Annotated in this window: 20 protein-coding genes and 1 pseudogene; 6 read left to right on the plus strand and 15 right to left on the minus strand. The window is 69.4% G+C overall.

All coding sequences use genetic code 11. The annotated features are described in order from the left end of the window. Nucleotides 1-79 precede the first annotated feature (79 nt). Nucleotides 80-3673 (minus strand): indolepyruvate ferredoxin oxidoreductase family protein, encoded by a 3594-nt coding sequence (locus AC1DK4_RS23885; protein WP_441649950.1) that lies wholly within the window; start codon nt 3671-3673, stop codon nt 80-82. Nucleotides 3674-4000: 327 nt separating this feature from the next. Between AC1DK4_RS23885 and AC1DK4_RS23890 the strand changes: the two genes are divergently transcribed. Then, the gene (locus AC1DK4_RS23890) at nt 4001-6022 is read left to right on the plus strand and encodes an NYN domain-containing protein (RefSeq protein ID WP_477131818.1); all 2022 of its coding nucleotides are present in this window, start codon (nt 4001-4003) and stop codon (nt 6020-6022) included. Between the two features lie 143 nt (nt 6023-6165). Here the strand turns inward: AC1DK4_RS23890 and gspF are convergent, their stop codons facing one another. The 11 genes from gspF to gspG form a co-directional block, all read right to left on the minus strand. Continuing rightward, nucleotides 6166-7383 (minus strand): type II secretion system inner membrane protein GspF, encoded by a 1218-nt coding sequence (gene gspF / locus AC1DK4_RS23895; RefSeq protein WP_441613014.1) that lies wholly within the window; start codon nt 7381-7383, stop codon nt 6166-6168. A 20-nt stretch (nt 7384-7403) separates the two neighbouring features. Further along, entirely contained in the window at nt 7404-8954 is a 1551-nt protein-coding gene (gene gspE, locus AC1DK4_RS23900) for a type II secretion system ATPase GspE (RefSeq protein WP_441613015.1), read from the minus strand. 8 nt (nt 8955-8962) lie between these two features. After that, complete coding sequence (gene gspD / locus AC1DK4_RS23905; protein ID WP_441613016.1) at nt 8963-11350, minus strand: type II secretion system secretin GspD; 2388 nt, start codon at nt 11348-11350, stop codon at nt 8963-8965. A 54-nt stretch (nt 11351-11404) separates the two neighbouring features. Next, nucleotides 11405-12232 carry a type II secretion system protein N gene (gene gspN / locus AC1DK4_RS23910; RefSeq protein ID WP_441613017.1) on the minus strand — a complete coding sequence of 276 codons (828 nt, stop codon included), beginning with the start codon at nt 12230-12232 and terminating at the stop codon, nt 11405-11407. Continuing rightward, on the minus strand, nt 12232-12828 hold the full coding sequence (locus AC1DK4_RS23915) for a type II secretion system protein M (RefSeq protein WP_441613058.1): 597 nt from the start codon (nt 12826-12828) through the stop codon (nt 12232-12234). Before AC1DK4_RS23915 ends, gspN begins: the two co-directional genes overlap by 1 nt. A gap of 23 nt (nt 12829-12851) precedes the next feature. Then, the gene (gene gspL, locus AC1DK4_RS23920; protein WP_441613018.1) at nt 12852-14249 is read right to left on the minus strand and encodes a type II secretion system protein GspL; all 1398 of its coding nucleotides are present in this window, start codon (nt 14247-14249) and stop codon (nt 12852-12854) included. 346 nt (nt 14250-14595) lie between these two features. Further along, on the minus strand, nt 14596-15636 hold the full coding sequence (gene gspK, locus AC1DK4_RS23925) for a type II secretion system minor pseudopilin GspK (protein ID WP_441613019.1): 1041 nt from the start codon (nt 15634-15636) through the stop codon (nt 14596-14598). Further along, nucleotides 15633-16361 (minus strand): PulJ/GspJ family protein, encoded by a 729-nt coding sequence (locus AC1DK4_RS23930; RefSeq protein ID WP_441613020.1) that lies wholly within the window; start codon nt 16359-16361, stop codon nt 15633-15635. The genes gspK and AC1DK4_RS23930 overlap by 4 nt, the downstream gene beginning before the upstream one ends. Next, a complete protein-coding gene (gene gspI / locus AC1DK4_RS23935; RefSeq protein WP_441613021.1) occupies nt 16339-16752 on the minus strand; it encodes a type II secretion system minor pseudopilin GspI in 414 nt (137 codons plus the stop codon). Before gspI ends, AC1DK4_RS23930 begins: the two co-directional genes overlap by 23 nt. After that, on the minus strand, nt 16749-17240 hold the full coding sequence (locus AC1DK4_RS23940) for a GspH/FimT family pseudopilin (protein WP_441613022.1): 492 nt from the start codon (nt 17238-17240) through the stop codon (nt 16749-16751). The genes gspI and AC1DK4_RS23940 overlap by 4 nt, the downstream gene beginning before the upstream one ends. A gap of 36 nt (nt 17241-17276) precedes the next feature. Continuing rightward, nucleotides 17277-17756 (minus strand): type II secretion system major pseudopilin GspG, encoded by a 480-nt coding sequence (gene gspG, locus AC1DK4_RS23945; RefSeq protein WP_441613059.1) that lies wholly within the window; start codon nt 17754-17756, stop codon nt 17277-17279. 286 nt (nt 17757-18042) lie between these two features. On the opposite strand from gspG, the gene AC1DK4_RS23950 reads away from it, so the two are divergent. Beyond that, on the plus strand, nt 18043-18642 hold the full coding sequence (locus tag AC1DK4_RS23950) for a hypothetical protein (protein WP_441613023.1): 600 nt from the start codon (nt 18043-18045) through the stop codon (nt 18640-18642). A 198-nt stretch (nt 18643-18840) separates the two neighbouring features. Further along, complete coding sequence (locus tag AC1DK4_RS23955; RefSeq protein ID WP_441613024.1) at nt 18841-19422, plus strand: EF-hand domain-containing protein; 582 nt, start codon at nt 18841-18843, stop codon at nt 19420-19422. 81 nt (nt 19423-19503) lie between these two features. Here the strand turns inward: AC1DK4_RS23955 and AC1DK4_RS23960 are convergent. After that, nucleotides 19504-19770: pseudogene (locus AC1DK4_RS23960) on the minus strand (VOC family protein); the annotation flags it as partial. Between the two features lie 151 nt (nt 19771-19921). Here AC1DK4_RS23960 and AC1DK4_RS23965 point away from each other — a divergent pair. Next, entirely contained in the window at nt 19922-20413 is a 492-nt protein-coding gene (locus AC1DK4_RS23965; protein ID WP_441613025.1) for an Lrp/AsnC family transcriptional regulator, read from the plus strand. A 78-nt stretch (nt 20414-20491) separates the two neighbouring features. On the opposite strand, the gene AC1DK4_RS23970 is transcribed toward AC1DK4_RS23965, so the two are convergent. Further along, nucleotides 20492-21190, minus strand: a complete 699-nt coding sequence (locus AC1DK4_RS23970; RefSeq protein WP_441613026.1) for a GNAT family N-acetyltransferase — start codon at nt 21188-21190, stop codon at nt 20492-20494. Between the two features lie 437 nt (nt 21191-21627). On the opposite strand from AC1DK4_RS23970, the gene kefF reads away from it, so the two are divergent. Both kefF and kefC read left to right on the plus strand, forming a co-directional pair. After that, nucleotides 21628-22185 carry a glutathione-regulated potassium-efflux system oxidoreductase KefF gene (gene kefF, locus AC1DK4_RS23975; protein ID WP_441613027.1) on the plus strand — a complete coding sequence of 186 codons (558 nt, stop codon included), beginning with the start codon at nt 21628-21630 and terminating at the stop codon, nt 22183-22185. Nucleotides 22186-22195: 10 nt separating this feature from the next. Beyond that, nucleotides 22196-24019 (plus strand): glutathione-regulated potassium-efflux system protein KefC, encoded by a 1824-nt coding sequence (gene kefC, locus AC1DK4_RS23980; RefSeq protein ID WP_477131819.1) that lies wholly within the window; start codon nt 22196-22198, stop codon nt 24017-24019. 22 nt (nt 24020-24041) lie between these two features. On the opposite strand, the gene AC1DK4_RS23985 is transcribed toward kefC, so the two are convergent. Next, entirely contained in the window at nt 24042-24680 is a 639-nt protein-coding gene (locus AC1DK4_RS23985) for a TetR/AcrR family transcriptional regulator (RefSeq protein WP_441613029.1), read from the minus strand. Nucleotides 24681-24705 lie beyond the last annotated feature (25 nt).

A 24705-nucleotide genomic window follows, 5' to 3' on the forward strand; every position in this document is an offset into this window, starting at 1 on the left:
AAAAAAACCCCGCGCTACGAATAACGCGGGGTTTGACGACAACCGGGGCGCCGCCGCAAGGCTGCGCCCGAGCTTCACCTCATGCCACCTGCTGCGCCGTCTCCGGATGGCGGAACTGTTCCAGCAGCGCCGACCAGCGCGAGCGCACCTTGACCAGGTTGTCATCCTTGATGTGGCCGAAGCCGCGGATGTCGTCGGGCAGGTTTGCCAGCGCGACAGCGGTCGCGTGGTTGGCCGGGCTCAGGTCCCGTGTCAGCTCGTCGAGCAGCGCGCGGTACTCGCCGATCAGCGCGCGTTCGGTGCGGCGCTCGGCGGTCCTGCCGAACACGTCGAGCGGGCCGCCGCGCAGGCCCTTGAGTTTCGCCAGCAGGCGGAACAGGGTCATGGTGGACGGGCCGAAAGCGCGCTTGACCAGGTGGCCCTTTTCGTCGCGCTTGGCCAGCAGCGGCGGTGCCAGCCAGAACTTCAGCTGGTAGTCGCGCCCGGGCTCGCCCTCGAACTGGCTGCGCAGCTTGTCGAGGAAGACCGGATCGGTGTAGAGGCGGGCGACCTCGTACTCGTCCTTGTAGGCCATCAGCTTGGACAGGTTGCGTGCCACTGCCTCGGTCAGCGGCAGCGGCTTGGCGCTGCCGACCAGTTCGATTTCCTTCGCGCGCACGTTGTTCACGGCAGCGCGGAAGGTCTGCGCGTAGGCGGCGTCCTGGTAGGCGGCGAGATGCTCGGCGCGGCGCGTGATGAGCTTCTCCAGCAGCGCACCGGAGGAGGTGGGCAGCTTGACCACGTCGGCGCCCTCGGCGGTGCTCTTGAGCTTGCCGGTGAGCGACAGCACGTGTTCCGGGTCGTGCGCCATGTGGCGGCCCCAGTCGAAGGCGGCCTTGTTCTTCTCCACCGCGACGCCGTTGAGTTCGATCGCGCGCACCATGGCGTCGAGCGACAGCGGCAGCCAGCCTTTTTGCCAGGCATAGCCCAGCACCAGCGGGTTGGTGTAGATGGTGTCGCCCAGCAGTGCCACGGCCAGGGCGCCGGCATTGATGAAGTCGCAGGACTCGCCGACCGCGTTGCGCACATCCTGCTCGGCCGACACGCCGGGGAACTGCCACTTCGGGTTCTTGATGAACTCGGCCGTGGGTGTCTGCGCGGTGTTGATGATGGCGCGCGTGCGGCCGACCTGGGTCTTGGAGATGACATCGTCGGTGGCGCTGACGATGGCGTCGCAGCCGATCACCAGGTCCGCCTCGCCCATGGCGATGCGGGTGGCGTGCAGTTGCTCGGGCCGCGCGGCGATCTGCACGTGCGAGAGCACGGCGCCGCCTTTCTGCGCGAGGCCCGCCATATCGAGCACGGTGACGCCCTTGTCCTCCAGGTGCGCAGCCATGCCGAGCAGGCCGCCGATGGTGACCACGCCGGTGCCGCCGACACCGGTGACCAGCACGCCGTACGGATGATCGAGGCCGGGTAGTTCAGGCAACGGCAGCGCAGGCAGGCTCTCCATCGATATGCCGTGGCGCTCGGGTTTCTTCACCTGCGCGCCTTCGGCCGTGACGAAGCTCGGGCAGAAGCCGTTGACGCAGGAGAAGTCCTTGTTGCACGACGACTGGTTGATCTGCCGCTTGGTGCCGAACTCGGTCTCCAGCGGTTCCACCGACAGGCAGTTGGACTTGACCGAGCAGTCGCCGCAGCCTTCGCAGACCGCATCGTTGATGAAGGCGCGCCTGGCCGGGTCCGGATAGGTGCCGCGCTTGCGGCGGCGGCGCTTCTCGGTGGCGCAGGTCTGGTCGTAGATCAGGATCGTGCAGCCCGGCACTTCGCGCAGCTCGCGCTGGATCTTGTCCAGCTCGTCGCGGTGATGCACTTCCACGCCTTGCGGCAGCTTGATGGCGGCGCTGTACTTGTCCGGCTCGTCGGTGACGATGACGATCTGCTTCGCGCCTTCGGCCGCGACCTGGTTGGCCACGTCCTGCACCGACAGCTTGCCGTCGATGGGCTGGCCGCCGGTCATGGCGACCGCGTCGTTGTAGAGGATCTTGTAGGTGATGTTGACGTTGGCCGCGATCGAGGCGCGGATCGCCAGCAGGCCGGAGTGGAAGTAGGTGCCGTCGCCCAGGTTGGCGAACACGTGCTTGGCGCCGGCGAACGGCATCTGCCCGATCCACGCCACGCCTTCGCCGCCCATCTGGCTGAAGGTGCTGGTGTTGCGGTCCATCCACACCGTCATGTAGTGGCAGCCGATGCCGGCCATCGCGCGCGAGCCCTCGGGCACGTTGGTCGACGTGTTGTGCGGGCAGCCCGAGCAGAACCAGGGCTTGCGCTCGGCCGTCACGCGCGGCACCGCCAGGCTCTTCTCCTTGGCGTCGATCACCGCGATGCGCGCGGCGATGCGTGCGCGCACGTCGGACGGCAGTTCGAACTTCTCCAGGCGCGTGGCGATGGCGCGCGCGATGATGGCCGGCGACAGCTCATAGTGCGCCGGCAGCAGCCAGTTGCTTTGCGGGATCGACCACTCGCCGCCGGCGTTGTCCTTCTCGTCGAACTTGCCGTAGACCTTGGGGCGCACGTCGTCGCGCCAGTTGTACAGCTCTTCCTTGAGCGCGTACTCCATGATCTGGCGCTTTTCCTCGACCACCAGGATTTCCTGCAGGCCTTCGGCGAACGCGCGCGCGCCGTGCGCCTCCAGCGGCCACACGCAGCCCACCTTGTACAGGCGGATGCCGATGCGCGCGCAGGTCTCTTCGTCCAGGCCCAGGTCGCACAGGGCCTGGCGGGTGTCGAGATACGCCTTGCCGGCGGTCATGATGCCGAAGCGCGCCTGTGGCGAATCGATCTCGATGCGGTCGATCTTGTTGGCGCGCACATAGGCCAGGCCGGCGTACCACTTGAAGTCCAGCAGGCGGGCTTCCTGTTCGAGCGGCGGGTCCGGCCAGCGGATATTGAGGCCACCCGGCGGCACCGCGAAATCCTCGGGTAGCACGATCTCCACGCGATGCGGATCGAGTTCGACCGAGGCCGACGATTCCACCACGTCGGTTACGCACTTCATCGCCGCCCACAGTCCGGAATAGCGGCTCATGGCCCAGCCGTGCAGGCCGAAGTCGAGGTACTCCTGCACATTGGACGGAAACAGTACCGGCAGCCCGCAGGCCTTGAAGATGTGCTCGGACTGGTGCGCCAGCGTGGAGGACTTGGCGGCGTGATCGTCGCCCGCCAGCACCAGCACGCCGCCATGCTTCGAGGAGCCGGACGAATTGGCGTGCTTGAAGACATCGGCGGTGCGGTCCACGCCGGGGCCCTTGCCGTACCACATGCCGAACACGCCGTCGAACTTCGCGTCCGGGTACATATTGACCTGCTGCGATCCCCATACCGACGTGGCGGCGAGGTCTTCGTTCAGGCCCGGCTGGAACACGATGTCGTGGGCGGCCAGGTGCTTCTTGGCCTTCCACAGCGACTGGTCCAGCCCGCCCAGCGGCGAGCCGCGGTAGCCGGAAATGAAGCCCGCGGTGTTGAGCCCGGCGGCGCGGTCGCGTTCGCGCTGGAGCATCGGCAGGCGCACCAGGGCCTGCATGCCGCTGATATAGATGCGGCCGCGTTCGAGCGTGTATTTGTCGTCCAGGGAAACGTTTTCGAGCGCGCGGCGGATGGCGTCGCTGACCGGCGGAGTCAAGGGGGCATTCATAGGTGCTCCTCTATGGGGAATGCAGTCGGGATCGCCGACTCACTTCAGTTGTGGGCGGCCGTGCGCAGCCTCTCGTGAAGGCATAGGACGACCGTGTCTCTTTGCAGCATGGTAGCACCGGCCCCGGAGAGGCGGCACCTTGCGATGCAGCAATAAATGCGCCAGCCGCGGGCGCGCTTTCCCATGTTGTCACGGCTTCGCGTGTACACTGCGCTGCAAACAGTTTGCACAACGAACGGGCAGATGCGGACCGTGCGCCATATCCCGAGGGAGCGCGCCACGGTGCAACCCGCCCTACCCGAGGCCGACCGGCCTCCAGGATCCTAAATGACCATTTCCTCCCGCCAGGGCACCGCCACCCTGGCCGTGCTGATCGACGCCGACAATGCGGCGCCCGCCATCGTCGAAGGCTTGCTGGCCGAAGTCGCCAAGTACGGCGTGGCCGCCGTCAAGCGCATCTACGGCGACTGGACCAAGCCCAATCTCGCCAGCTGGAAGGAGCGCCTGCTCTCGCACTCGATCCAGCCGATCCAGCAGTTCCGCTACACGGTGGGCAAGAACGCCACCGACAGCGCGATGATCATCGACGCGATGGACCTGCTGTACACGGGCCGCTTCGACGGCTTCTGCATCGTCTCCAGCGACAGCGATTTCACGCGCCTGGCCTCGCGCATCCGCGAGCAGGGCCTGACCGTGTATGGCTTCGGCGAGCGCAAGACGCCCAAGCCGTTCGTCACCGCCTGCGACAAATTCATCTACGCCGACGTGCTGCGCGCCGCCGACAGCGATGCCGATACCGACACGGAGGCGGATGGCACCGCCGCGCCCGCGCGCAAGCGCAACAGCGGCGAGCTGCGCCAGGATTCGCGCCTGGTGCGCTTGCTGCAGAACGCTTCGCAGGCCGTGTCCGACGAAGAGGGCTGGTCCACGCTGGGCGGCATGGGTACCCATATCGCCAAGCAGGCGCCGGAATTCGACTCGCGCAACTACGGTTACGGCAAGCTCTCCGAGCTGGTGGCCGCCACTGGCCTGTTCGAAGTCGAGACGCGTAACGGCGGCAACAACAAGACGCTGTGGGTGCGCCTCAAGCGCCGTTCGAAGCAAGGCGAAGGCGAGAGCCGCCCGGCCGAAGGCCGCCAGGGCGACAGCCGCGACAATCGCCCGGCCGAGAGCCGCCCGGCAGAAAGCCGGCCGACCGAAAGCCGCCAGGTGGAGAGCCGCGACAATCGTGACGCCCGCCAGGGCGAGAACCGCGACAACCGCGACAACCGCGACAACCGCCAAGGCGAAGGCCGTCAGCCCGACAATCGCCAGACCGACAACCGCGAAGGCCGTCAGCCSGACAATCGCCAGRCCGACACCCGCGAAGGCCGTCAGCCCGACAATCGCCAGGCCGACACCCGCGAAGGCCGTCAGCCCGACAATCGCCAGACCGACAACCGCGAAGGCCGCCAGCCGGACAATCGCCAGGGCGACAACCGCGAAAGCCGCCAGCCCGACAACCGCGAAAACCGCGACAACCGTGAAAACCGCGACAGCCGTCGCGGCGACAACCGCCGCGGCGACGGCCGCCAGGGCGGCGATCGCCATGCTTCCCAGCAGGCGCACGGTGCGCGTCCCGCGCCGGCGCAGCAGCCTGCGCTGCCGATCCAGCCCGCGCCGCTGCCCGAGCACGCTGCGCAGGCGGACGAGAGCGATGACGTGCCTTCGTTCGTGGTCGATCCGCTGGACGCCCTCGCGCTGGCGCAGGACGGCTTCGATGATGCCGAGTCGATGGAAGGCGAACTGACGGAAGGCGATGCCGGTGCGACGAACGCCGCGCGCCGCCGCAAGCCGCCCAAGCCCGAAGTCACGCTGAGCGAGACCCCGTGGCCGATGGACCGGTCGCTCTTCGTAGCGCCTTCCGCGACCGTGATCGCGCCGGTGGTAGAGCGGGTCGAGGTGACCAGGCCGGTCAAGCCGGCCAGGCCGGTCGAAGCGGTCGAGCCGGCCGAAGCGCGCAAGGCGGACGAAGTGGTCGAGACGGTCGAGACGGTCGAGACGGTTGAGGCGACCCCGGTGGCCGAAGCTGCTGAAGTAGCCGAAGCCGCCGAAGCCGCCGAAGCCGCGCAAGGCGCCGAGCCCCTGGTCGAGGCAAAACCGAAGGCCAAGGCGAAAGCCAAGCCGAAGGCTCCGGCCAAGAAGGCCGCGGCACCTGCCAAGAAGGCCGCGGCGGTGAAAAAGGCCGCGCCCGCCAAAAAGGCCGCACCCGCCAAAAAGGCTGCGCCCGCGAAGAAGGCTGCCGAGCCGGCCGCCAAGAAGGCACCGGCCAAGCGCGCCCCGAAGAAGACGGCCAAGGCTGCCGAATAGGCCAGGGACCGCGGGTAACAGGCGTGCCATGTGTGGCGCGCCGCGGCCCGCACGCCGTCAAGGGCAGAAGAGAAGCAAGGAGAAACGGCGCCGGTCATTCCGGCGCCGTTTTCATTTCTGCCTGCCTCAGCCGGCCTCGGGCGCTACCGCACCAGCTGGTTGATCTCGATGATCGGCATCAGCACCGCCAGCACGATCAGCAATACCACCACACCCATGCTCAGGATCAGCAGCGGCTCCAGCAGGCTGGTGAGGAACAGCGTGCGCCGCTCCAGTTCCTGGCCTTCGCCCTGGGCGGCGCGCTCCAGCATCACCGGCAGGTTGCCGGTGGCCTCGCCCGAGCGGATCAGGTGCACCAGCACCGGCGGGAACTGGTTCTGCGCGGCCAGCGCGCGCGCCAGCGAGGCGCCTTCGCGCACACGCGTGGTGGCGTCGTCCACGTTGTCCTTGAGCGCTTCGTTGGTCAGGGTCTCGCCGGCTGCCTGCAGGCTGCGCAGGATGGGCACGCCGGCCGACACCAGGATGGCCAGCGTGCTGGCGAAGCGCGCGGTGTTGTAGCCGCGGATCAGCTTGCCCAGCAGCGGCGCGGTCAGCAGCCAGCGGTGCCACGACAGCCGCACCCCGGGCTGGCGCAGCAGGCTGCGGATGCCGAACGCCACCGCGACGATGAAGGCCAGCGCGGCCCACCACCAGTTGCGCACGAAATCCGACAGCGCCAGCATGATGATGGTCAGCGTGGGCAGCTTCTGCTTGGTGTTGGCGAACACGCTCACCACCTGCGGCACCACGTAGGAAAGCAGGAAGATCACGATGGCGAAGGCCACCACGGTGACGATGGCCGGGTAGGTGAAGGCCAGCCTGATCTTGGCGGTGAGCGTGTTGCGCGTCTCGATGTAGTCGGCCAGCTTTTCCAGCACCAGGCCGAGGTGGCCGGAGTGCTCGCCGGCCGAGACCAGCGCGCGGTAGATGTCGGGGAAATCGCGCGGATGCTGCTGCAGCGCCAGCGACAGCGAGCTGCCGCCCATCACCTCGGCGCGGATGCCCGCCAGCAGCTCGTGCACGTAGCGGCGCTCGGCCTGGTCGGCCAGCGCGGCCAGCGCTTCGTCCAGCGGCAGGCCGGCCACGATCAGGCTGGCGAGCTGGCGCGTGAACAGCGCCTGCTCCTGGGTGGACAGGCGCCGCACGAAGGACGCCGTGCTGCTCTTCTGCACGCCGCCGACGCCGGCCAGCGGGTCTACGTTGAGCGGGGTCAGGCCGCGTGCGCGCAACTGGCCGCGGGCCTGCTTGGGGCTGTCGGCCTCGATCACCCCGCGGTCGGTCTTGCCGGCGGCGTCAACGGCCTCGTAACGATAGGCGGGCATGGTTTTGCTCGGGTGTCCTGCTAGTCGCGCGTCACGCGCAGCACTTCTTCCAGCGCGGTGGCGCCGCTGTCGATCCAGCGCTGCGCATCGCCGCGCATGGTGTGCGTGCCATGCGCGAGTGCCACCTTCTTGATCTCGGACTCGGGCGACTGCCGGTGGATCATGGTGCGGATCTCATCGTCGACGCTCAGCAGCTCGTACACGCCCATGCGGCCCTGGTAGCCGGAATGTCCGCACTTGTCGCAGCCCACCGCGTGCCACACGCGCTGCAACGGCTTGCCCTGGGCGAGCAGGGCATCGGCTTCCTCGGGCGTGACTTCGATCACTTCCTCGCGCTTGCAGTGCGGGCAGAGCCGGCGTACCAGCCGCTGCGCCAGCACGCCGAGCAGCGACGACGACAGCAGGAAGGGCTCGATGCCCATGTCGACCAGCCGCGTCACCGCCGAGGCGGAATCGTTGGTGTGCAGCGTGGCCAGCACCAGGTGGCCGGTGAGCGAGGCCTGCACCGCGATCTGCGCGGTTTCGAGGTCGCGGATTTCGCCGATCATCACCACGTCCGGGTCCTGGCGCAGGATGGCCCGCAGCGCCTTGCCGAAGGTCATGTCGATGCGCGGGTTGACCTGGGTCTGGCCGATGCCGTCGAGGTCGTACTCGATCGGGTCTTCCACCGTCATGATGTTGGTGGTGCGCGAATCGAGGCGCGACAGCGCGGCGTACAGCGTGGTGGTCTTGCCCGAGCCGGTCGGCCCGGTCACCAGCACGATGCCGTGCGGCTGGCGGATCAGGTGATCGAAGCCGCCCAGCGTGCCGGGCGCCATGCCGAGCTTGGCCAGGTCGAGGCGGCCGGCTTCCTTGTCGAGCAGGCGCAGCACCGCGCGTTCGCCGTGGCCGGTGGGCAGGGTCGAGACGCGTACGTCCACCGGACGCCCGCCCACGCGCAGCGTGATGCGGCCGTCCTGCGGCAGGCGCTTCTCGGCGATGTCGAGCTGCGCCATGATCTTGATGCGCGAGATCAGCGCGCCGTGCAGCGCCTTCTTCGGGCGCACCACGTCGCGCAGCGTGCCGTCCACGCGAAAGCGCACCACCGAGGACGACTCGAACGGCTCGATATGGATATCCGAGGCGCCTTCGCGCGCGGCCTGCGTGAGCAGCGCATTGATCATGCGGATGATGGGCGCGTCGTCCTCGGATTCGAGCAGGTCTTCCACGGCGGGAATGTCCTGCATCAGGCGCGACAGGTCGACTTCGCCCTCCACCTCGCCCACCACCTGCGCGGCGCTGCCGCTGTCCTGGCGGTTGTAGGCCTCGGACATGGCCAGTTCGAGCGCATCCGGTTCCAGCACGCGCAGGTGCAGCGGCCCGTGCACGCGCGTCAGCTCGGCCAGCGCCGCGGGCGAGGTGGCGCGGCTGACCCAGACCTCCAGCCCGTCCGCGTGCTGGTGCGCGATCAGCAGGCGCGCCTCGCGCGCGAAGCCGTAGGGGACCAGGCGCGCGGCCATGGTCGAAGGCGGCTCCAGCGCCGCCTCGGGCGTTGCGGCCGGCGCGCCGGCAGGGGCGATGCTAGTTGCCATGGCGTGTCTCAGTTCCCGCCGCGGGCGGCGTCCACGGTGCCGCTGCCGGCGCCCGGCGCGCCCGGCGCCGGCTGCTGGCGCGACTGCGGCAGCGTCTGCTCCAGCGGCAGCGGGCCCGGCACCGGCCCGCGCGAACGCGGGTCGACGAAGGGCGTCATCGGCGCATCGGCCGGCGGCAGCACCGGCGTGTTGGTGTCGCGCGTCATGATGTTGGGCGAGACGTAGCTTTGCTGCAGGCCGCGCATGTAGTCGTAGCGGTCCTGCGTGAGGCGGTCGGTGGCACCGGCGGTGCGCATCACGTAGGGTCGCAGGAACACCAGCAGGTTGGTCTTGCCGCGGTTCTTGTTCTCGTAGCGGAACAGGCCGCCAATCAGCGGCAGGTCGCCCAGGCCCGGCACCTTCTGCACGCCGTCGCCGTAGGTGTCTTCGATCAGGCCGCCGAGCACGATGATCTGGCCGTCGTCCACCAGCACGTTGGTCTCGATCGAGCGAACATTGGTGGTGGGGCCCTGCGTGAGCGAGGCGGTGCCTGCGACCACGGAGGACGACTCCTGGTAGATCTGCATCTTCACCAGGCCGCCGTCGGTGATCTGCGGCTTGACCCGCAGCGTGATGCCGACGTCCTTGCGGTCGAAGGTCTGGAACGGCGTGACGGTGGCGGCGCTGCCGGTCTGCGCATAGGAGCCGGTGGTGATCGGGATGTTCTGGCCGATCAGGATCTTGGCTTCTTCGTTCTCCAGCGTGATCAGGTTCGGCGTGGACAGCAGGTTGACACTGCCGTCGGCGCCCAGCGCGTGCAGCAGCGCCCCCAGGCCCATGGCCTTGTTGACGAGGCCGAGGTTCAGGCCGGCCAGGTCCGGGATCAGGCCCGACACCGCAGGAATGGCCGCGACGCCACCGGCATTGATCGCGGCGGCGGCGCCCGTCAGGTTGATGATGTTCTGGCCGCCGGTGCCGAAGTTGGTGCCGGCAAAGACGTTGGTATTGCTGCCGCGCGAGTTGATCAGGCCTTGCCACTGGATGCCGAGCTGGCCGGTCTGGGTGGAGGAGACCTCCACGATCATCGACTCGATGTAGACCTGCGCGCGGCGCGCGTCGAGGTCGTCGATCACGGCGCGCAGGTTGCGGTAGACCGGTTCGCTGGCGGTGATGATCAGCGAGTTGGTGGCGGGGTCGGCCTGGATGATGCCGCCCGTGGTGGGCAGGTTGGTGGTGGCGAACGAGGCCGAGAAGGCCGAGCCGCCGCCGGCGCCGAAGCCCGAGCCCGAACCGCTGCGCATGCTGCCCGTGGTGCCGCCGGTGTACTGGCCGCTGGCGGGCGTGGAGGTGTTGAGCAGGCCGCCGGTACCGGTGGAGCCCACGCCGGCGGCGCCGGACGTGCCAGGCTGGCCGGTGCTGAACGAGCTGTCGGCGGCCACGATGGCGCGCAAGGTCTGCGCCAGCTTGGTGGCCTCTGCGTTCTTCAGCGGCACCACCCAGATGTTGCCCGCCCGCGCGTAGGGCTGGTCGAGCTTCTCGATCAGCTGGCGCGCCTGCTGCAGGCGCGCGCGGCTGGACGCGCGGATCATCAGCGCATTGCTGCGCGGCTCGGCCACCACGGTGGTGCGCAGGGAGACGTCGCCGCCGGGCACCGCGCCGCCGGCACCGCCCGCCGCGCCCGGGTCCAGCAGTTTCTGCAGGACCAGCGCGGCGTCGCTGGCGATGGCGTTCCTGAGCGGCACCAGTTCGACCTCGCCGGAGGCCGGCGCGTCGATGGCGGCGATGATGCGGGCCAGGCGCTGCAGGTTCTCGGCGTAGTCGGTGATGACCAGCGTGTTGTTGCCCGGGTAGGCGGTGATGGTGTTGTTGGGGGCGATCATGGGCCGCAGCACCGGCACCAGGTTGTTGGCCGACTCATAGTTGAGGCGGAACACCTGGGTCACGACCTGGTCGCCGCGCGAGCGGCCGCCGCCGACCACGATCGGCGAACCCTGCAGCTTGGCGTCGGCTTCCGGCACCACCTTGGTGAAGCCATTGCTCTCGACCATCGCATAGCCCTGCATGCGCAGCACCGAACCCAGCGTTTCCAGCGCCTGCGAGCGCGATACCGGCTGTTCGGTCACCAGGTTCACCGAGCCCTTGACGCGCGGGTCGATGACGAAATTCTTGCCGGTGGCCTGCCCCACCGCCTTCACCACCGATTCCAGGTCGGCGTTGACGAAGTTGAGCACGACCTGGTCGCGGTTGCGCGGGGTCAGGTCGGGTGGCTGGCCGGGCTGGGCCGGCGGCTGCGCCGGTTGCGGGGCCGGTTGCTGGGCCCACAGCGGCGCCGGCGCCAGCAGGGAGAGGCCGCACACCAGCGCGGTGGCGCGGGCGCAGCGGGTCTTGAACGAGAGTCGTAGAGCTTGGGTTTTCATAATCGGTTCCGGGCTGCGGGCGGCAGGAGCGCGCGGGGCGCGCCTGCCGCCGGGTCAGAAGCGCAGCCGTGTCACATTGTCCTCACGTCGTCCCAGCAGGCTCAACAGGCCCACCAATTGCGCGGCGGCGTCGGGGTCGGCGCTGGCCGTGCCCTCGAAGCGTGCCTGGCGGCCCAGGATGCCGCTGCCTTGCAGGCGCAGCGGCCCGGCAAGGGTTGTCAGCTCTATCTTGCCGTCGGCGCCGCCCCAGTCGATCTCCGCGCGGTAGCTGCCCAGCGGGCGCACCCGGCTGACAGCCGATGATACTTGCTCGAGGCGCAGCGTCAGGTGGCCGGTCATGCCACCGCCGCCGCTGTCGCCCGCGCGGCGGAAGAAGCGGCCCTGCAGCATGGACCAGTCGATGCGCATCAGGCCGTCCGGGCGCAGGGTGTTGAACGGCGCGCCAACGCCTTCGAGCAGCGCAGCCGGCAGCCGGATGGCGCCCGCCTGCGCGGTCCAGCCCAGCGGCGTGACTGCCACGCCCACCGGGCCGCTCATCGCTTCCGAATGCGTGACCACCAGGCGCAGGGTGCCGGTGAGCAGCGGCCAGAACGCCACCGACCAGTGCAGCCGCCCGGGCAGCACGGTGGCGGTCTCGCTGCCGGCGCCGGCGGACAGCGCCAGCGTCGCGCTGCCGTTCCACAGCGAGCCCTCGGCGTCGGCCAGCAGCACGCGGCGCTGGCTCCGGGTGGCGATGCCGTCGGCGATCCAGGCCGCGGGAAAGGCCGCCAGCACCGTCAGCGCGACCGTCGCCAGGCCCAGCGCAAGCCAGCCCAGGCGGCGCCAGCCGCGCGGGCTGCGCATGCCGCGGCGGGCCAGCCGGAGCGCCTCCAGGCGCGCCATCAGCCTCGCCCGCCCGGATTGGCGGCCGGGCCTTGCAGGGTAGCGGTGACGTTCACCATGGCGGTGGCGCCCACGTAGACGATGCGCGTGTCGGTTACCTTGAGCCGCTGTTGCTGGCGCACGTCCTGCAGCCAGCTGGCCACGGCGCCGAACGGGACCTTGTCGAGCTGGAGCTGCACGCCGTTGTCGCCGGTGCTGGCCAGGCGCGTGGCCTTCAGGCCGTGCTGGGCCAGGCTGTCCTGCAGCGCCTGCGTCAGCGCCTCGCCGCGCAGCGATGGCGCCGGGCTGGCGGCCAGGCCGCGCGCTTCCTGCGCGAGCGTTTCCATCTCGGCCAGGTCGCCGCGCAGCTGCGGCAGGCTGCGCGCCAGCCTGGCGCGGCCGTCGGCGGCGGGCTCCCACAGCACGCTGTAGCCGATCACGAGCGCCAGCACGGTGCCGCCGCCGGCCAGGATGGCCTGCTCGCGCGGGTTGCGTGCCGACCAGAAGGCCTGGAAACGCTCCTGCCAGCGCTGCGGCACGCGCGGGCGCAGGCGCGCCAGCCGCTCGGCGGCGCGCGGGCGGGCGGCGGAGCCGGGCTTGGATGCGGTGTCTTTCATCGGGTTCACTTGGCGCTCCGCGCTCACAGGCTGGGCTTGATCGACCAGCGCGTGCCGGCCGGCGTATTGCCGCGCGTGGCGTCCGGCGGGCTGTTGTCCGGCTCCATGGCCAGGCCGGACTGGCGCGCCGCGCTGCGCAGGGCCTCGGCATTGGCGCCGGGCTTGAGCGTGGCGTAGAGCGTGTGCCCGCGGTACTCGAGCGCCAGCAGCGCGTCGGGCGCGAGCTGGCGGGCGGCCTGGCCGAAGCGGTCGGCCAGCGGCAGGAAATCGTCGGGCGTGCTGCGCCCGGAGGCCAGGCGCAACTGGTCGACCTGGCGGCGCATCTGCAGCGGCGCGTCGATCACTACCGGGATCTGCGGGAAGGCACTGCGCAAGACCTGCTCCTGGCCGGCCTGCAGGCGCTTTTCTTCCTGGCTCATCATCAGCCACTGCACATTCATGCCGATCAGCTGCACCAGCAGCAGGCCAGCGGCCAGCGCCAGCGGCAGGCGCCAGGCCTTCAGGTTCCAGCGGTCGGCACGGCCCTGGGCGAATTCGAACTGGGCCAGGTCGAGCGCGGGATCGAGCAGGCTGGCCCGCGCGCCCTCGATCCACACGCGCCAGCCGAGCGCGCGCGCGCCTTGCGGGGCGCCCTGCGCCAGCGCCTGCGGCGCGGCATACCAGTCGCCGGGCGGGGCCAGGCCTTGCCAGGCGCCGAGGGCGTCGTTGCCCAGCAGCAGGCCGTAGCCGGCGTACTCGCCGCTGCGCACGGTCAGCTGCCAGAAGCGGGGGGGCTGCTCGGCCGCGGGCACGCCCGCTGTGTCGAACAGGGGCGAGGCGCTGGTCAGCGTGGCGGCCTCGAGCGCCAGGGCCGCCATCGGCGTGCTGTCTTCGGCGGCTGCGCCGTCGTCCTGCGGGGCCTGCGCGGCACCCTGCGCCGGCAAGGGCAGGCACAGCTGCGCCGGCAGCACGTGCCGGCGGCGATGGCGGTGCTCGGCGAAAGCGTCCAGCACGGCGCGCAGCCAGGCGCGGTCGGTCACCATCAGCAGGCGCTTGCGGGCGCCGGCCACAGGCTTGCCGGCCGGCGCATCCAGCGCGGGGCCGACGGCGATATGGCTGAGCTGGGCGTCGGTGGCGAGCACATCTTCCACCAGGTTGGGCAGCGCCAGCTTGAGGCGCGCCGGCGCCAGCGGCGGCACCGATGCCTGGGTGAGCAGTACGTCGCTGGCGGCCAGGATCAGGACCAGCCGTTCGGCCGCGGGCAGTTCGGCAATGGGAGCGTGGCCTTCGCGCAACAGCTGCGGGGCCGCCTGGGGCCCCTGGCGACGGCCGCGTCCGGCCACGGCCGCACGCACCAGCGCGAACGGCAAGGCGCCGAAGTGCCAGGGTTGCGGCTGGTCGTGCGGCCTGTGCGGCAGGCGGACGTACAGGGTGGTGCTCAAGATTTCCTTGCTACTGCGCCAGCAATGGCGTCGATGAACGATGGCGGGGGACGGGCGGCCCGCGCGGCGGACCGCTCCGCTACGCGAAAGACGCCGGCTGCGTTGCCGCCGGCGGCACTGCACTGATGGAAGCGCAAGAGCTGGACTACCGCTCGGACTACGCTTGCGCCGGGCCGGAGCATACCTTGCCTGTGTGACGAATTGGCGTCAATACGTATCTGTGTGACAGCTGCCCTCGAGCGCCCGCAAGGCTTGCAGGCAAGCGCCTTTGGCGGCAGCCGGCGGGGTCGCCGGAGGTATCCGGGGCGCCACCCGGAAGGGGGGAAACAAAGGGCGCGCCGGGGCCTCAGCGTGGCTCGGGCATGCGCTCCAGATCGCGTACCCAGACCACCCGGGTGGTGTTGGCATTGCCCATCACCTCGCCGCGATAGACCAGCGAGACCTGCATGCGGGTGGCGCGCTCGTGGCGGATCAGGCCGTAGACCAGGAAATAGTGGGTGCGCACATCGAGCGTGCTGGTGGCGGTGTTGGGGTCGGCCTGCGGTGCCAGCGTGCGCAGCTGGGACTGCACGTCGGCCACGTTGTTGAAGTAGGCGCGGTCGCGCTGGCGTACCAGCTCGCGCGCGCGATCCAGCGGCAGCTTGTCGATGACCGCGGCCAGCACTTCGGCCTCGGCGGTGTTGGCGTTGACCAGCGTGCGCTCGGGCAGCAGGTCGACGAAGGGCTCCAGCGTCGCCACGATGTCGGGCGTGTAGCCGGGAATGGCGAGCAGGTCGTCGGCGCCGTCGGGCGCGCGCAGGCCTTGCCGGCCGCCGTTGCCATCGCCGCCCATGGCTGCGTTGACCAGGTAGCGCGCCGTGGGCTCGGCCAGCGCCGCGTTCAGGCCCAGCGTCTGCAGCAGGCGGCGGTAGATCGCCAGGCTGGACGGGTCGACGCTGGCAACGCGGCCCTGCGCTTCGCTGGCGCTCCACAGCACCAGGTTGCTGAGGTTGAAGCGGGCCTGCGCATCCTGGATACGTCCCGAGAGGAAGGAGGTCTCGCCTTCCTGGTCGGTGCGCAGCGCGGCGCCGAGGAAGTCGGACAGCCGGGTCTCGGCGATGGGCACGGCCCAGGGCTCGCCGAGCTGGTCCACATTGGTGCGGCGCTGGTCGTCGCGCAGGATCAGGCGGGCCCAGTCGACCGCCGCGCGCTCGATCCAGGTGGCCTGGGCCAGCAGGCGCTGGTTCTCGATGGAGCGGATCTGCACCTGCTGGCGCCACAGCATGCCGGACACCACCACCACCGCCAGCGTCACCACCAGCAGCGCCGTCACCACGGCGGCGCCGCGCTGGCGGCGGCGCGAGGGCAGGCCCGGGGCGCGGGCGAAGGATGCGGTGCGCTTGCTCATAGCCCGGTCATGCAGATCTTCTGGAACTGCCGGGGCGCGTCGCCGTCGCCCATGCGCGCCGTGAGGCTGAGCTCGATGGCGCGCACCGCCGTGGTGGCCACGCCGAGGCTCGCGCCCGCGCCCGATGCGGCCACGGCGCTGGCGCTGGCGTTGCCGCTGAGCAGGGCCGCCGCGATGCGGCCGTTCTCGGACTGCCAGCCACCCGGCTCGGTCCACACGCGTGCGGACAGGCCGGCGGCATCGCCCACCAGCGCGCGCGCCAGGTTGCCGCCGCCGCCCGCCTGGCGCTGCGTCTGCAGCGCCGACTGTACAGCGTTGCGGTTGTCCGCCGGGGGGCTGGCCGAGCGCACCACGGTATTGCCGTCGAGGCGGTAGGCAACCACCTGCCACTGCGTGGGACGGCCTTCGTCGCGGCGGTCGCGCACCATCAGCAGCTGGCCGTTGCCCAGTTCGACGGGGCTGCGCTGCAGCAGCGCGGGGCTGGCGAGGTGCTCGCAGTCGGACTGGAACTGTCCATACAGCAGCTTGAGCGAATTGAGGCGCTCGTCGTGGTCGGTCAGGCGCTCGCGGCTGCGCGTCATCGCGTCCAGCCCGCGCCAGGCGATGACCGCGATCACCGCCAGCAGGGTGATGGCCACCAGCATCTCCAGCAGCGTGAAGCCACGCGCGCCGGCGGCGCGGCGCACGGGGCGCACGGGGCGCCTAGAGCAGGTTGCGCGTTTCATTGGGAATGATGGTGACGAGCCAGGCCAGGCGCACGGATTTGTCGGCGCCGGACGGGTAGACCGCGATCTCGACGCGGCGAAACGAGGGGTTGGGCGTGGCCGAGACGGTTTCCTCGCAGTACAGCGCGACGCCGCCCTGCGGGCAGGCGTAGCCGCGCGTGCCGGGCTCGGGCCAGGTCTTGGACAGGCGCAGCGTGGCGAAGTGGTTCTCGGCGCTCCATTCGGCCAGCATGCGCGTCTGCAGCGAGGCGCTGGCCTCGATCATCGAGCCCATCGCGCGCATGGCGGCGGTCAGCGCCACGGCCAGGATGGTCAGCGCGACCAGCACTTCGATCAGGGTGAAGCCGCGCCCGGGCGGGGCCGCGCGGCGTGCGTCGGCGCGGCGCGTCATGGCGTGCTGGCGAAATAGCGGCCGGTGCCGTCGCCGGCCACGTCCACGCGGATGTCGCCACGCACCAGCACCACGTGCTGGGGGCCGTCGATCAGCTCGCGCCCGAACACAAGGCGCGTGCCGTTGTTGCCGCGCCCGCCTTCGGTCACGGCGACATTGTCGAGCTGGAGGCGCCATTTGGCGGGCGCGAAGACGTCGCTGGCGAGCGGGCTCCAGCCGGCCGGGGTGGCCTGCAGGAAACGCCAGCCGGACGTACTGGCTTCCCAGGCGATCGGGCGGGCGCGCAGCTGGGCTTCTTCCTGAGCCAGCTCGAACAGGCGCGCGATGCGCTGTCCGTCGTCGAGCACGCGCCCGCGCTCGTTGGGTGTGGCATTGACGGCCACCAGCGAGATCACGATGCCGGCGATCACCATCACGACCAGCAGCTCCAGCAGGGTAAAGCCGTGGCTGCCGGGCTGGCGCCGGCGGCCGTGCGGCCGGAGGTTCATGGCTGCATGCCCGCCGCGGTCATTGGCGACGGATCCCTATTCCCAGTTGCCGATATCGGCGTCATTGCCGCTGCCGCCAGCCTGGCCGTCGGCGCCGAAGCTGAACACGTCGATCTCGCCGCGCACGCCCGGGTTCAGGTACTGGTAGGGATGGCCCCAGGGGTCCTTGGGCAGCTTTTCCAGRTAGCCGCCGCCCTTCCAGTTGTTGGGGATGGGCTCGGTGGCGGGCTTGACCACCAGCGCCGCCAGGCCTTGCTCGGTGGTGGGGTAGCGGCTGTTGTCGAGGCGGTACAGCTTGAGCGCCTGCATGATCGAGGAGATGTCCTGGCGCGCGGCGACGATGCGGGCTTCGTCGGGGCGGCTCATGATCTTGGGCACCACCAGCGCGGCCAGCACGCCGAGGATCACGATCACGACCATGATCTCGATCAGGGTGAAGCCGCGCGACTGGCGGCGGGACTGGCAACGGGCGGGACGGCGGGAAGAATCGGCGAAGCTGGCAGCGAACCTACGCATCATGGATAGCCTTTTGGAATATCTGGTGCAGCGCAGGGACCTCGAACGCGGGCGGCGCTGCGGCTCGCCAGACAGTATAACCGCCACTTCATGACGGCTTTGCGGACGTGCGCCCGCATGTTCACCCGCGGCCGGTCGTGCGGGCAAGCGGCATCTCGCTGCATCCCGGCCGCGCGCGGCCTGCCAGGTCCCGGCGCGGGGAAGACAGTTGTCATGCGGCTCTGGTAGGCTTGGCGTTTTCCACGCCTTGCAGCCTGCTGCAGCCCTGATCCCCGTGCAACTCTCCATGCGGCCCGCCTTTCGCCTCGACCCTGCCGGCCTCTGGCTGCCGCGCCTGGCGGGGCTCGTCCTGTTCGTCGCGCTGTGTGCGCTGGCCACGCGCTGGGCGCTGACGTTCAGCGCGATGAAGACGATCCCGGTGCCGCGCACCGCCCGCGTGGCGCAGACCGAGGCGGTCGAGACCGGCGCCGCCGGCACGCTGTTCGGCGGCGCCGCGCAGTCGGGCGTGCGCGACGTGCAGCTGATCGGCGTGGTGGCCGATCTCGGCAGCGGCGCTGGCGCGGCCATTCTCTCGCTCGACGGCGGCCCGCCCAAGGCGGTGCGCGCGGGCACGGCGCTGTCTGCGCAGTTGCGCCTGGTGGAGATCCGCGACCGCGGCGTGGTGATCGAGCGCAACGGCGTGCGCCAGGAAATCGCGCTGCCGGTGCCGGCCATCGTCACGCGCGGTCCGGCCGCGGCGGGCCAGCCGTCGCTGCCGGCCGGCGCCGCGGCACCGCTGTCGACGCCAATGCCCGCGGCCGTGCCGCCGCAGGCGCAGCCGGTCATGCAACCGGCGCCGGCGCAGCCCACCGGGGCCCCGGGCGAACCCATTTCCGCGAAGGACTGATTGCCGCCCCGAGGGCAGGGTTTGCCGCGGTGACTCTTTGTAACCGCCATCGGCCGGATATTTACCAATACTTTCAGCGGTTTACGCAGGAGCGCCCTAACTGTGAGCCGCGTAACAACGTATTAGAGAGACCAACTTTCCTGCCTGCCGTGCGTTCTAATCCTTACCAGTCCACCGAGACGAAAAAGGAGCAAAGACATGCAAGGCAATCTCAAGACGCGTTCGATCCGGAATTTCATGGCCGCTTCGGCGGTGATCCTGGCGATGGGCGGCACGGCTTTCGCGCAGACCGCGGCACCCGCGCCGGCAGCTCCCGCCCCCGGCGCGCAACAGGCGCAACAGGGCGGCATGCATCACCATATGGGGCACGGCGACGGCATGTGGATGAAGTCGATCGACACCGACGGCGACGGCACCATCTCCAAGGCCGAAGCCGACGCGCTGTTCAACAAGATCGACACCAACCACGACGGCAAGCTCGACAAGAGCGAGCTGGCGGCGTTCCACAAGACCAGCATGGAGCAGCGCCGCGCAGCCATGCAGGCTGACTTCGAGGCGCGCTTCAAGGCGGCCGACAAGAACGCCGACGGTGCCTTGACCAAGGCCGAGGTCCAGGCCGGCTTTCCCCGCCTGGCCAAGCGCTTCGACCAGCTCGACGCCAACCACGACGGCAAGCTGACCATGGACGAGATCCGCGCCGGCATGCAGAAGATGCACGACCAGTGGGGCCAGCGCGGCAACCCGTCCAATCCGGCGGCGCCTTCGGGCCGCGGCGGCTGATCGATGCCTGGCAGGATCCCGCGGCAGACCAGCGCCGCGGGCAAGAAAAAGCGCGACCATCCGTGGTCGCGCTTTTTCTTTGGCGCGGGCGATCGGTGCGAAGTCCACGTCGTAGATGCTGATATTGCCCGCCTCGCCAGCCTTGGCACCATCCTTGCCTTCCCATCGGTCGGCGAGGCAGATCAGCGAATCGCCGATACCCTTGATGGCCTCGATGGCCTCGATGGCCGGGATGTTCAGTTCCATCGGGCCGCGCTTGTTGTCGAAGCCCCAGGCGCCCGGTTCCAGTGCACGGCCATGGGCGGGGGCGGCATCGTGCACCCGGAAGGCGATCGCGCAGATCGACGGGGCCGTGCAGGGGGGCGGCGGCCGGGGCAGGGAGGGGGGCTGATAAGCTGCGTCTATAGTCCGGACTACACAAAAAATTGCGTAGTTGTGCACAGCTTGCTAAATTTGCGCAAAAAAATTGCCGTCAAACATATTGCGGAGCAACAATATCGTGAGCAAGGTGGAGCTGGACAAGATCGACAGGAAGATCCTGGAGGTGCTGCAGGCCAACGGGAGACTGACCAATCTGGAAGTGGCCGAGCGCGTGAACCTGTCGCCCAGCCCCTGCCTGCGGCGCATCCGGCGGCTGGAGGAGATTGGCGTGATCCGCCAGTACGCGGCGCTGCTGGAGCCGGGCAGGATCGGGCTCGGGCTGCTGGCCTATATCAACGTGCGGCTGGAGAAGCATGGTGGCGCGCCCAAGGGCAAGGCGCCGCTGGACCTGTTCCGCGCCGCCATCGCGATCTGGCCGGAGGTGGCCGCCTGCCATGCCATGACCGGGGAAATGGATCTGCTGCTGAAGGTCTACGTCGAGGACATGGAGCACTTCGCGCGCTTCATGAAGGACCACCTGCTGGCCCACCCGGCGGTGATCGACGTGCGCTCGAGCTTCGCGCTGGAGTGCATCAAGGACACGACGGCGCTGCCGGTGGCGGGGGGCTGAAGGGCGCAGGCGACGGCCGGGGCGGCAATGAAAATGGCGCGCCGCCGGGCGCGCCATCCTGGCAAGGCCGCAATGCCGTCAGGCCGTGCGCTTTTGCGGCAGCATCGAGCGCCAGAAGCGCAGGCCGAAGCGGCGCGCATCGCGCAGGTTGCGGCGGACCATGTAGTCGAGGTCGGCCACCTGCTCGTCGAGCGCCTCGGTCAGGCGGCTGACGGTGTCGGCGGGCGGCAGTTCCAGGTAGGCGTCGGCCTCGCCATAAGCGTACTGCACCTTCATGCCGGCTTTCTTGGCGATGTGCATCATGGCGGCGTTGCGCGACAGGCAGTGCATGTACAGCGTGCGCACATTGCTGTTGCGGCCATGCATGGCGGCGCGCTCGAACAGCGAGCTGCCGATGCCGCGGCCGCGCGCGCTCTGCGACACGGACACGCCGAATTCGGCAACGCGGCCCTGGGTGTTGTCGCGCAGGTTGGCGAAGTGGCCCACGCCGATCAGTTCAAGGTGCTCGTCGTAGACGCCGAACACGGTGTCGTGGTCGAAGTCGATGCTGTCGACATAGGCCTCGATCACATGGTCGCCGACCGACTGGCCAAAACGGAGCAGGCGATCCTCCTCGCCCAGGGCGAGGAAATGCTTGAGCAGACGCGAGCGGTGATGCGCGGCCAGCTCGCGCACCAGGGTGGTGGGGCGATGCGAGGCCTGCGCGGCTGCGGTTGCGCGGCGGAGATCTTCGTCGGATACGGCCCCGACGGCCTTGCTCAGTTCGAGCGGATTCACTTTGTTTTCCTCGCGACGTAATCAGGTATAAAAATAGCAGTCAGCAGGTGTTTGTCCATGCACTTTCGAGTGCGGCCTGGCTTTGGAAGCCTTGGCCAAGGGCAAACACTATCTTGCTGCAACGCAAAAAGTATTGTAGTGGAATTGTCAGTCTCGCGTAAGGTAGCGGGACGGCCAAGCTGGCTACATTTTGTAATATCGGGATTTATTCAATAAAATCAATAGCTTGAATTGTGCTTCATGAAGCCGGCGAGCCCCTGGAATGTGGGTTTGTTGCAACGCCGCATATCGAGGCATCGCCAGTGCCGCCAGCCGGCCTGCCCTGATTTAACATCGGGGCGCCAGGCCCGGGGTGCCATTCTGGTGCGCCTTGGGCCTCTTTTTTATCGCAAGACCGTCGTTTCGCGCGGCGCACCTTACGTTTTTCAGGATTCTTTGTGGACCCCAAGGCCGAGCCACCGATTCTCGTCATCTACGCCCACCCCAGGCCGCATCAGTCACGCGTCAACCGCTCGCTGGCCTCGGCCCTGGAAAAGTTGCCGGCTGTCACCGTGCACGATCTCTACACCCGCTATACCGACTACGACATCGACGTGGTGGAGGAGCAGCGCGCGCTGGCGCGCGCGGGCACGGTGGTGCTGCAGTTCCCCGTGCAGTGGTACAGCATGCCGGCGCTGCTCAAGCTGTGGATGGACGATGTGCTGGAAAGCGGCTGGGCCTTTGGCCCCGGCGGCACGGCGCTGCGCGGCAAGTCCCTGCTGGTGGTGGCCAGCACCGGCGGACATGCCGATTCCTACGGTCCCGACGGCACGCACGGCCACAGCATCGGCGAATACATGCTGCCGCTGGCGCAGACAGCCGTGCTGTGCGGCATGAACTGGCTGACGCCGCTGGTCCTGCATGACGCCAACCAGGTGGACGAGGACGTGCTGGCCGAGCATATCGGCCGGGTATCGATGGTGCTCGGCGGCGCCGCCGGCGTCGCGGCCGGCTGAGGAGCGCGCCATGGATCAACACGATTTCCTGGTGGCGCTGGTGGTCTTCCTGGTCGCCGCGGTGGTGGCTGTGCCGGTGGCCCGCCGCTTCGGTCTGGGCGCGGTGCTGGGCTACCTGCTGGCCGGCGTGGYGATCGGCCCGTGGGCGTTGCGCCTGGTCACCAATGTCGAATCCATCCTGCATTTCTCCGAGTTCGGCGTGGTGCTGATGATGTTCGTGATCGGGCTGGAGCTGGAGCCAAAGAAGCTGTGGGAGCTGCGCCGCGTGATCTTCGGCTATGGCGGCGGCCAGATGGCGGCCTGCGCGGTGCTGATCGGCGGCGTCGCCTCGCTGGTGGGGGCGCCGTGGCAGGTGGCGCTGGTGGCCGGGCTCGGGCTGGCGCTGTCGTCCACCGCCATCGCGCTGGCCACGCTGACCGAGCGCAACCTGTTCGGCACGCCGGCGGGCGCCGCCAGCTTCGGCATCCTGCTGTTCCAGGACATCGCCGCGATTCCGATGATCGCGCTGCTGCCGCTGCTTGCCGCCGGCGGTGCCGAGGCCGGGGCAGCCGGCGCGTCCGGCACGGCGGGCTGGCTGGGCGCCGCCAAGGCGGTGGGCGTGATCGGTGCCGTGATCGTGGGCGGGCGCTACCTGGTGCGCCCGGCGCTGCGTTTCATCGCGCGCACCGACATGCGCGAGATGTTCACCGCCTTCGCGCTGCTGCTGGTGGTGGGCATTGCGCTGATGATGGACGCCGTGGGCCTGTCGATGGCGCTGGGTACCTTCCTGGCCGGCGTGCTGCTGGCGGACTCCGAGTACCGGCATGCGCTCGAGGCCGACCTGGAGCCGTTCAAGGGCCTGCTGCTGGGGATGTTCTTCATGGCGGTGGGCATGTCGATCGACTTCGGCGTGCTGATGCAGGCGCCGGGCACGGTGGTGGCGCTGGTGGCCGGCCTCGTGCTGTTGAAGACCGTGGTGCTGGCCGTGCTGGCGCCGCGCTTCGGCATCGCGCACGGCCAGCGCCTGTTGTTCGCCTTGCTGATCTCGCAGGGCGGCGAGTTCGCCTTCGTGGTGTTCGGCGTGGCCGGCGGCGCCGGCTTGCTGCCGGCGCGCACCGAGGCCCTGCTGGTGCTGGTGGTGGCGCTGTCGATGGTGGTCACGCCGCTGTTGCTGCTGGCTTACGACCGCCTGGTGGCACCGCGGCTGGCGCGCCTGGCGCGGCGCCCTGACGATGTGATCGCGCCGCAGGACAACCCGGTGCTGATTGCCGGCTTCGGCCGCTTCGGCCAGATCATCGGCCGCCTGCTCTATGCGCAAGGCATCGGCGTCACCGTGCTGGACCACGATCCCGACCAGATCGAATTCTTGCGGCAGTACGATTTCAAGGTGTTCTATGGCGACGCCACGCGCATGGACCTGCTCGAGTCGGCCGGTGCCGAGCGCGCGCGCATCCTGGTGGTGGCCATCGACGGCATGGAAGAGAGCCTGGCCCTGATCGACAAAGTGCGCGAGCGCTTCCCGCATCTGCGCATCTACGCGCGGGCGCGGCACGTATCGCATATCTACCAGCTCAAGGACCGCGGCGTGGAGCTGTTCGAGCGCGAGCTGTTCGAGGGATCGCTGCGGCTGGGGCGGCACGTGCTCGAGGGGCTGGGCTACGACCCGGTCCAGGCGCGCTCGGTGGCGTTGCGCTTTCGCCGCCACAATATCGCGGCCATCGATCGCTTCTACCCGCATTACACGGACCAGAAGAAGCTGGTTTCGCTGGCGCGCCAGGCGCGCGACGAGCTGCAGGAGATGTTCCGCCAGGACCGCGACCAGCGCCGCCGCAAGGAGGAAGAGGACTGGTCCTGAGGGGGCGGCGGCCGCCCGGACGCTACGCTACGCCGCGCGCCGAAGGGGCGGCGGCCGCGGGCGCGCCCGGCAGGCCGCCAGCCAGCAGGTCGATCACCATCTCGGCGAACTCCGCGTAGGACAGCTTGCCGCCCGGCTTGAGCCACGTGAAGGTCCAGTTGATCATGCCGAACACCGTCATGGTGAGGGCGGCCTGGTTGTCGTGGGTGACGCGCTCCGGGTAGGCGCGGCGCAGCTGGCGCGAGAAGGCGGCCACCACGTCGCGCTCGCGCCGGAGGATCTGGTCGCGCTGCTCGTCGGCCAGGAACTTGACGTCGTTGATCAGGGCGACATGGCGGGTTTGCGAGGTTTCGTACTCGGCCAGGAAGGCGCGGATCAGGTTGGCGAAGGTCTCCTGCTCGCTGCGTCCCCGGCGTCCGGCCTCCGCCTCGACCTCGGTCACGATCAGCATCAGCCGGCGCGTGTAGCGGTCGAGCAGGTCGAACAGGATCGCTTCCTTGCTCTCGTAGTAGTGATAGAGGCGCGCCTTGGAGGTGCCGCAGGCGGCGGCCAGGTCGGCCATTGAGGTGCTGGGATAGCTGCTGGCGGCAAAAGCGGCGGCAGCCAGGTCCAGGATCTGCTCGCGCTGCGCCTCGAAATCGGGTGCCTTGGTACGGGCCATGTAAACGTCCGCTTATTTCCGATTA

The organism is Cupriavidus sp. 05N38 (genome assembly GCF_056397345.1).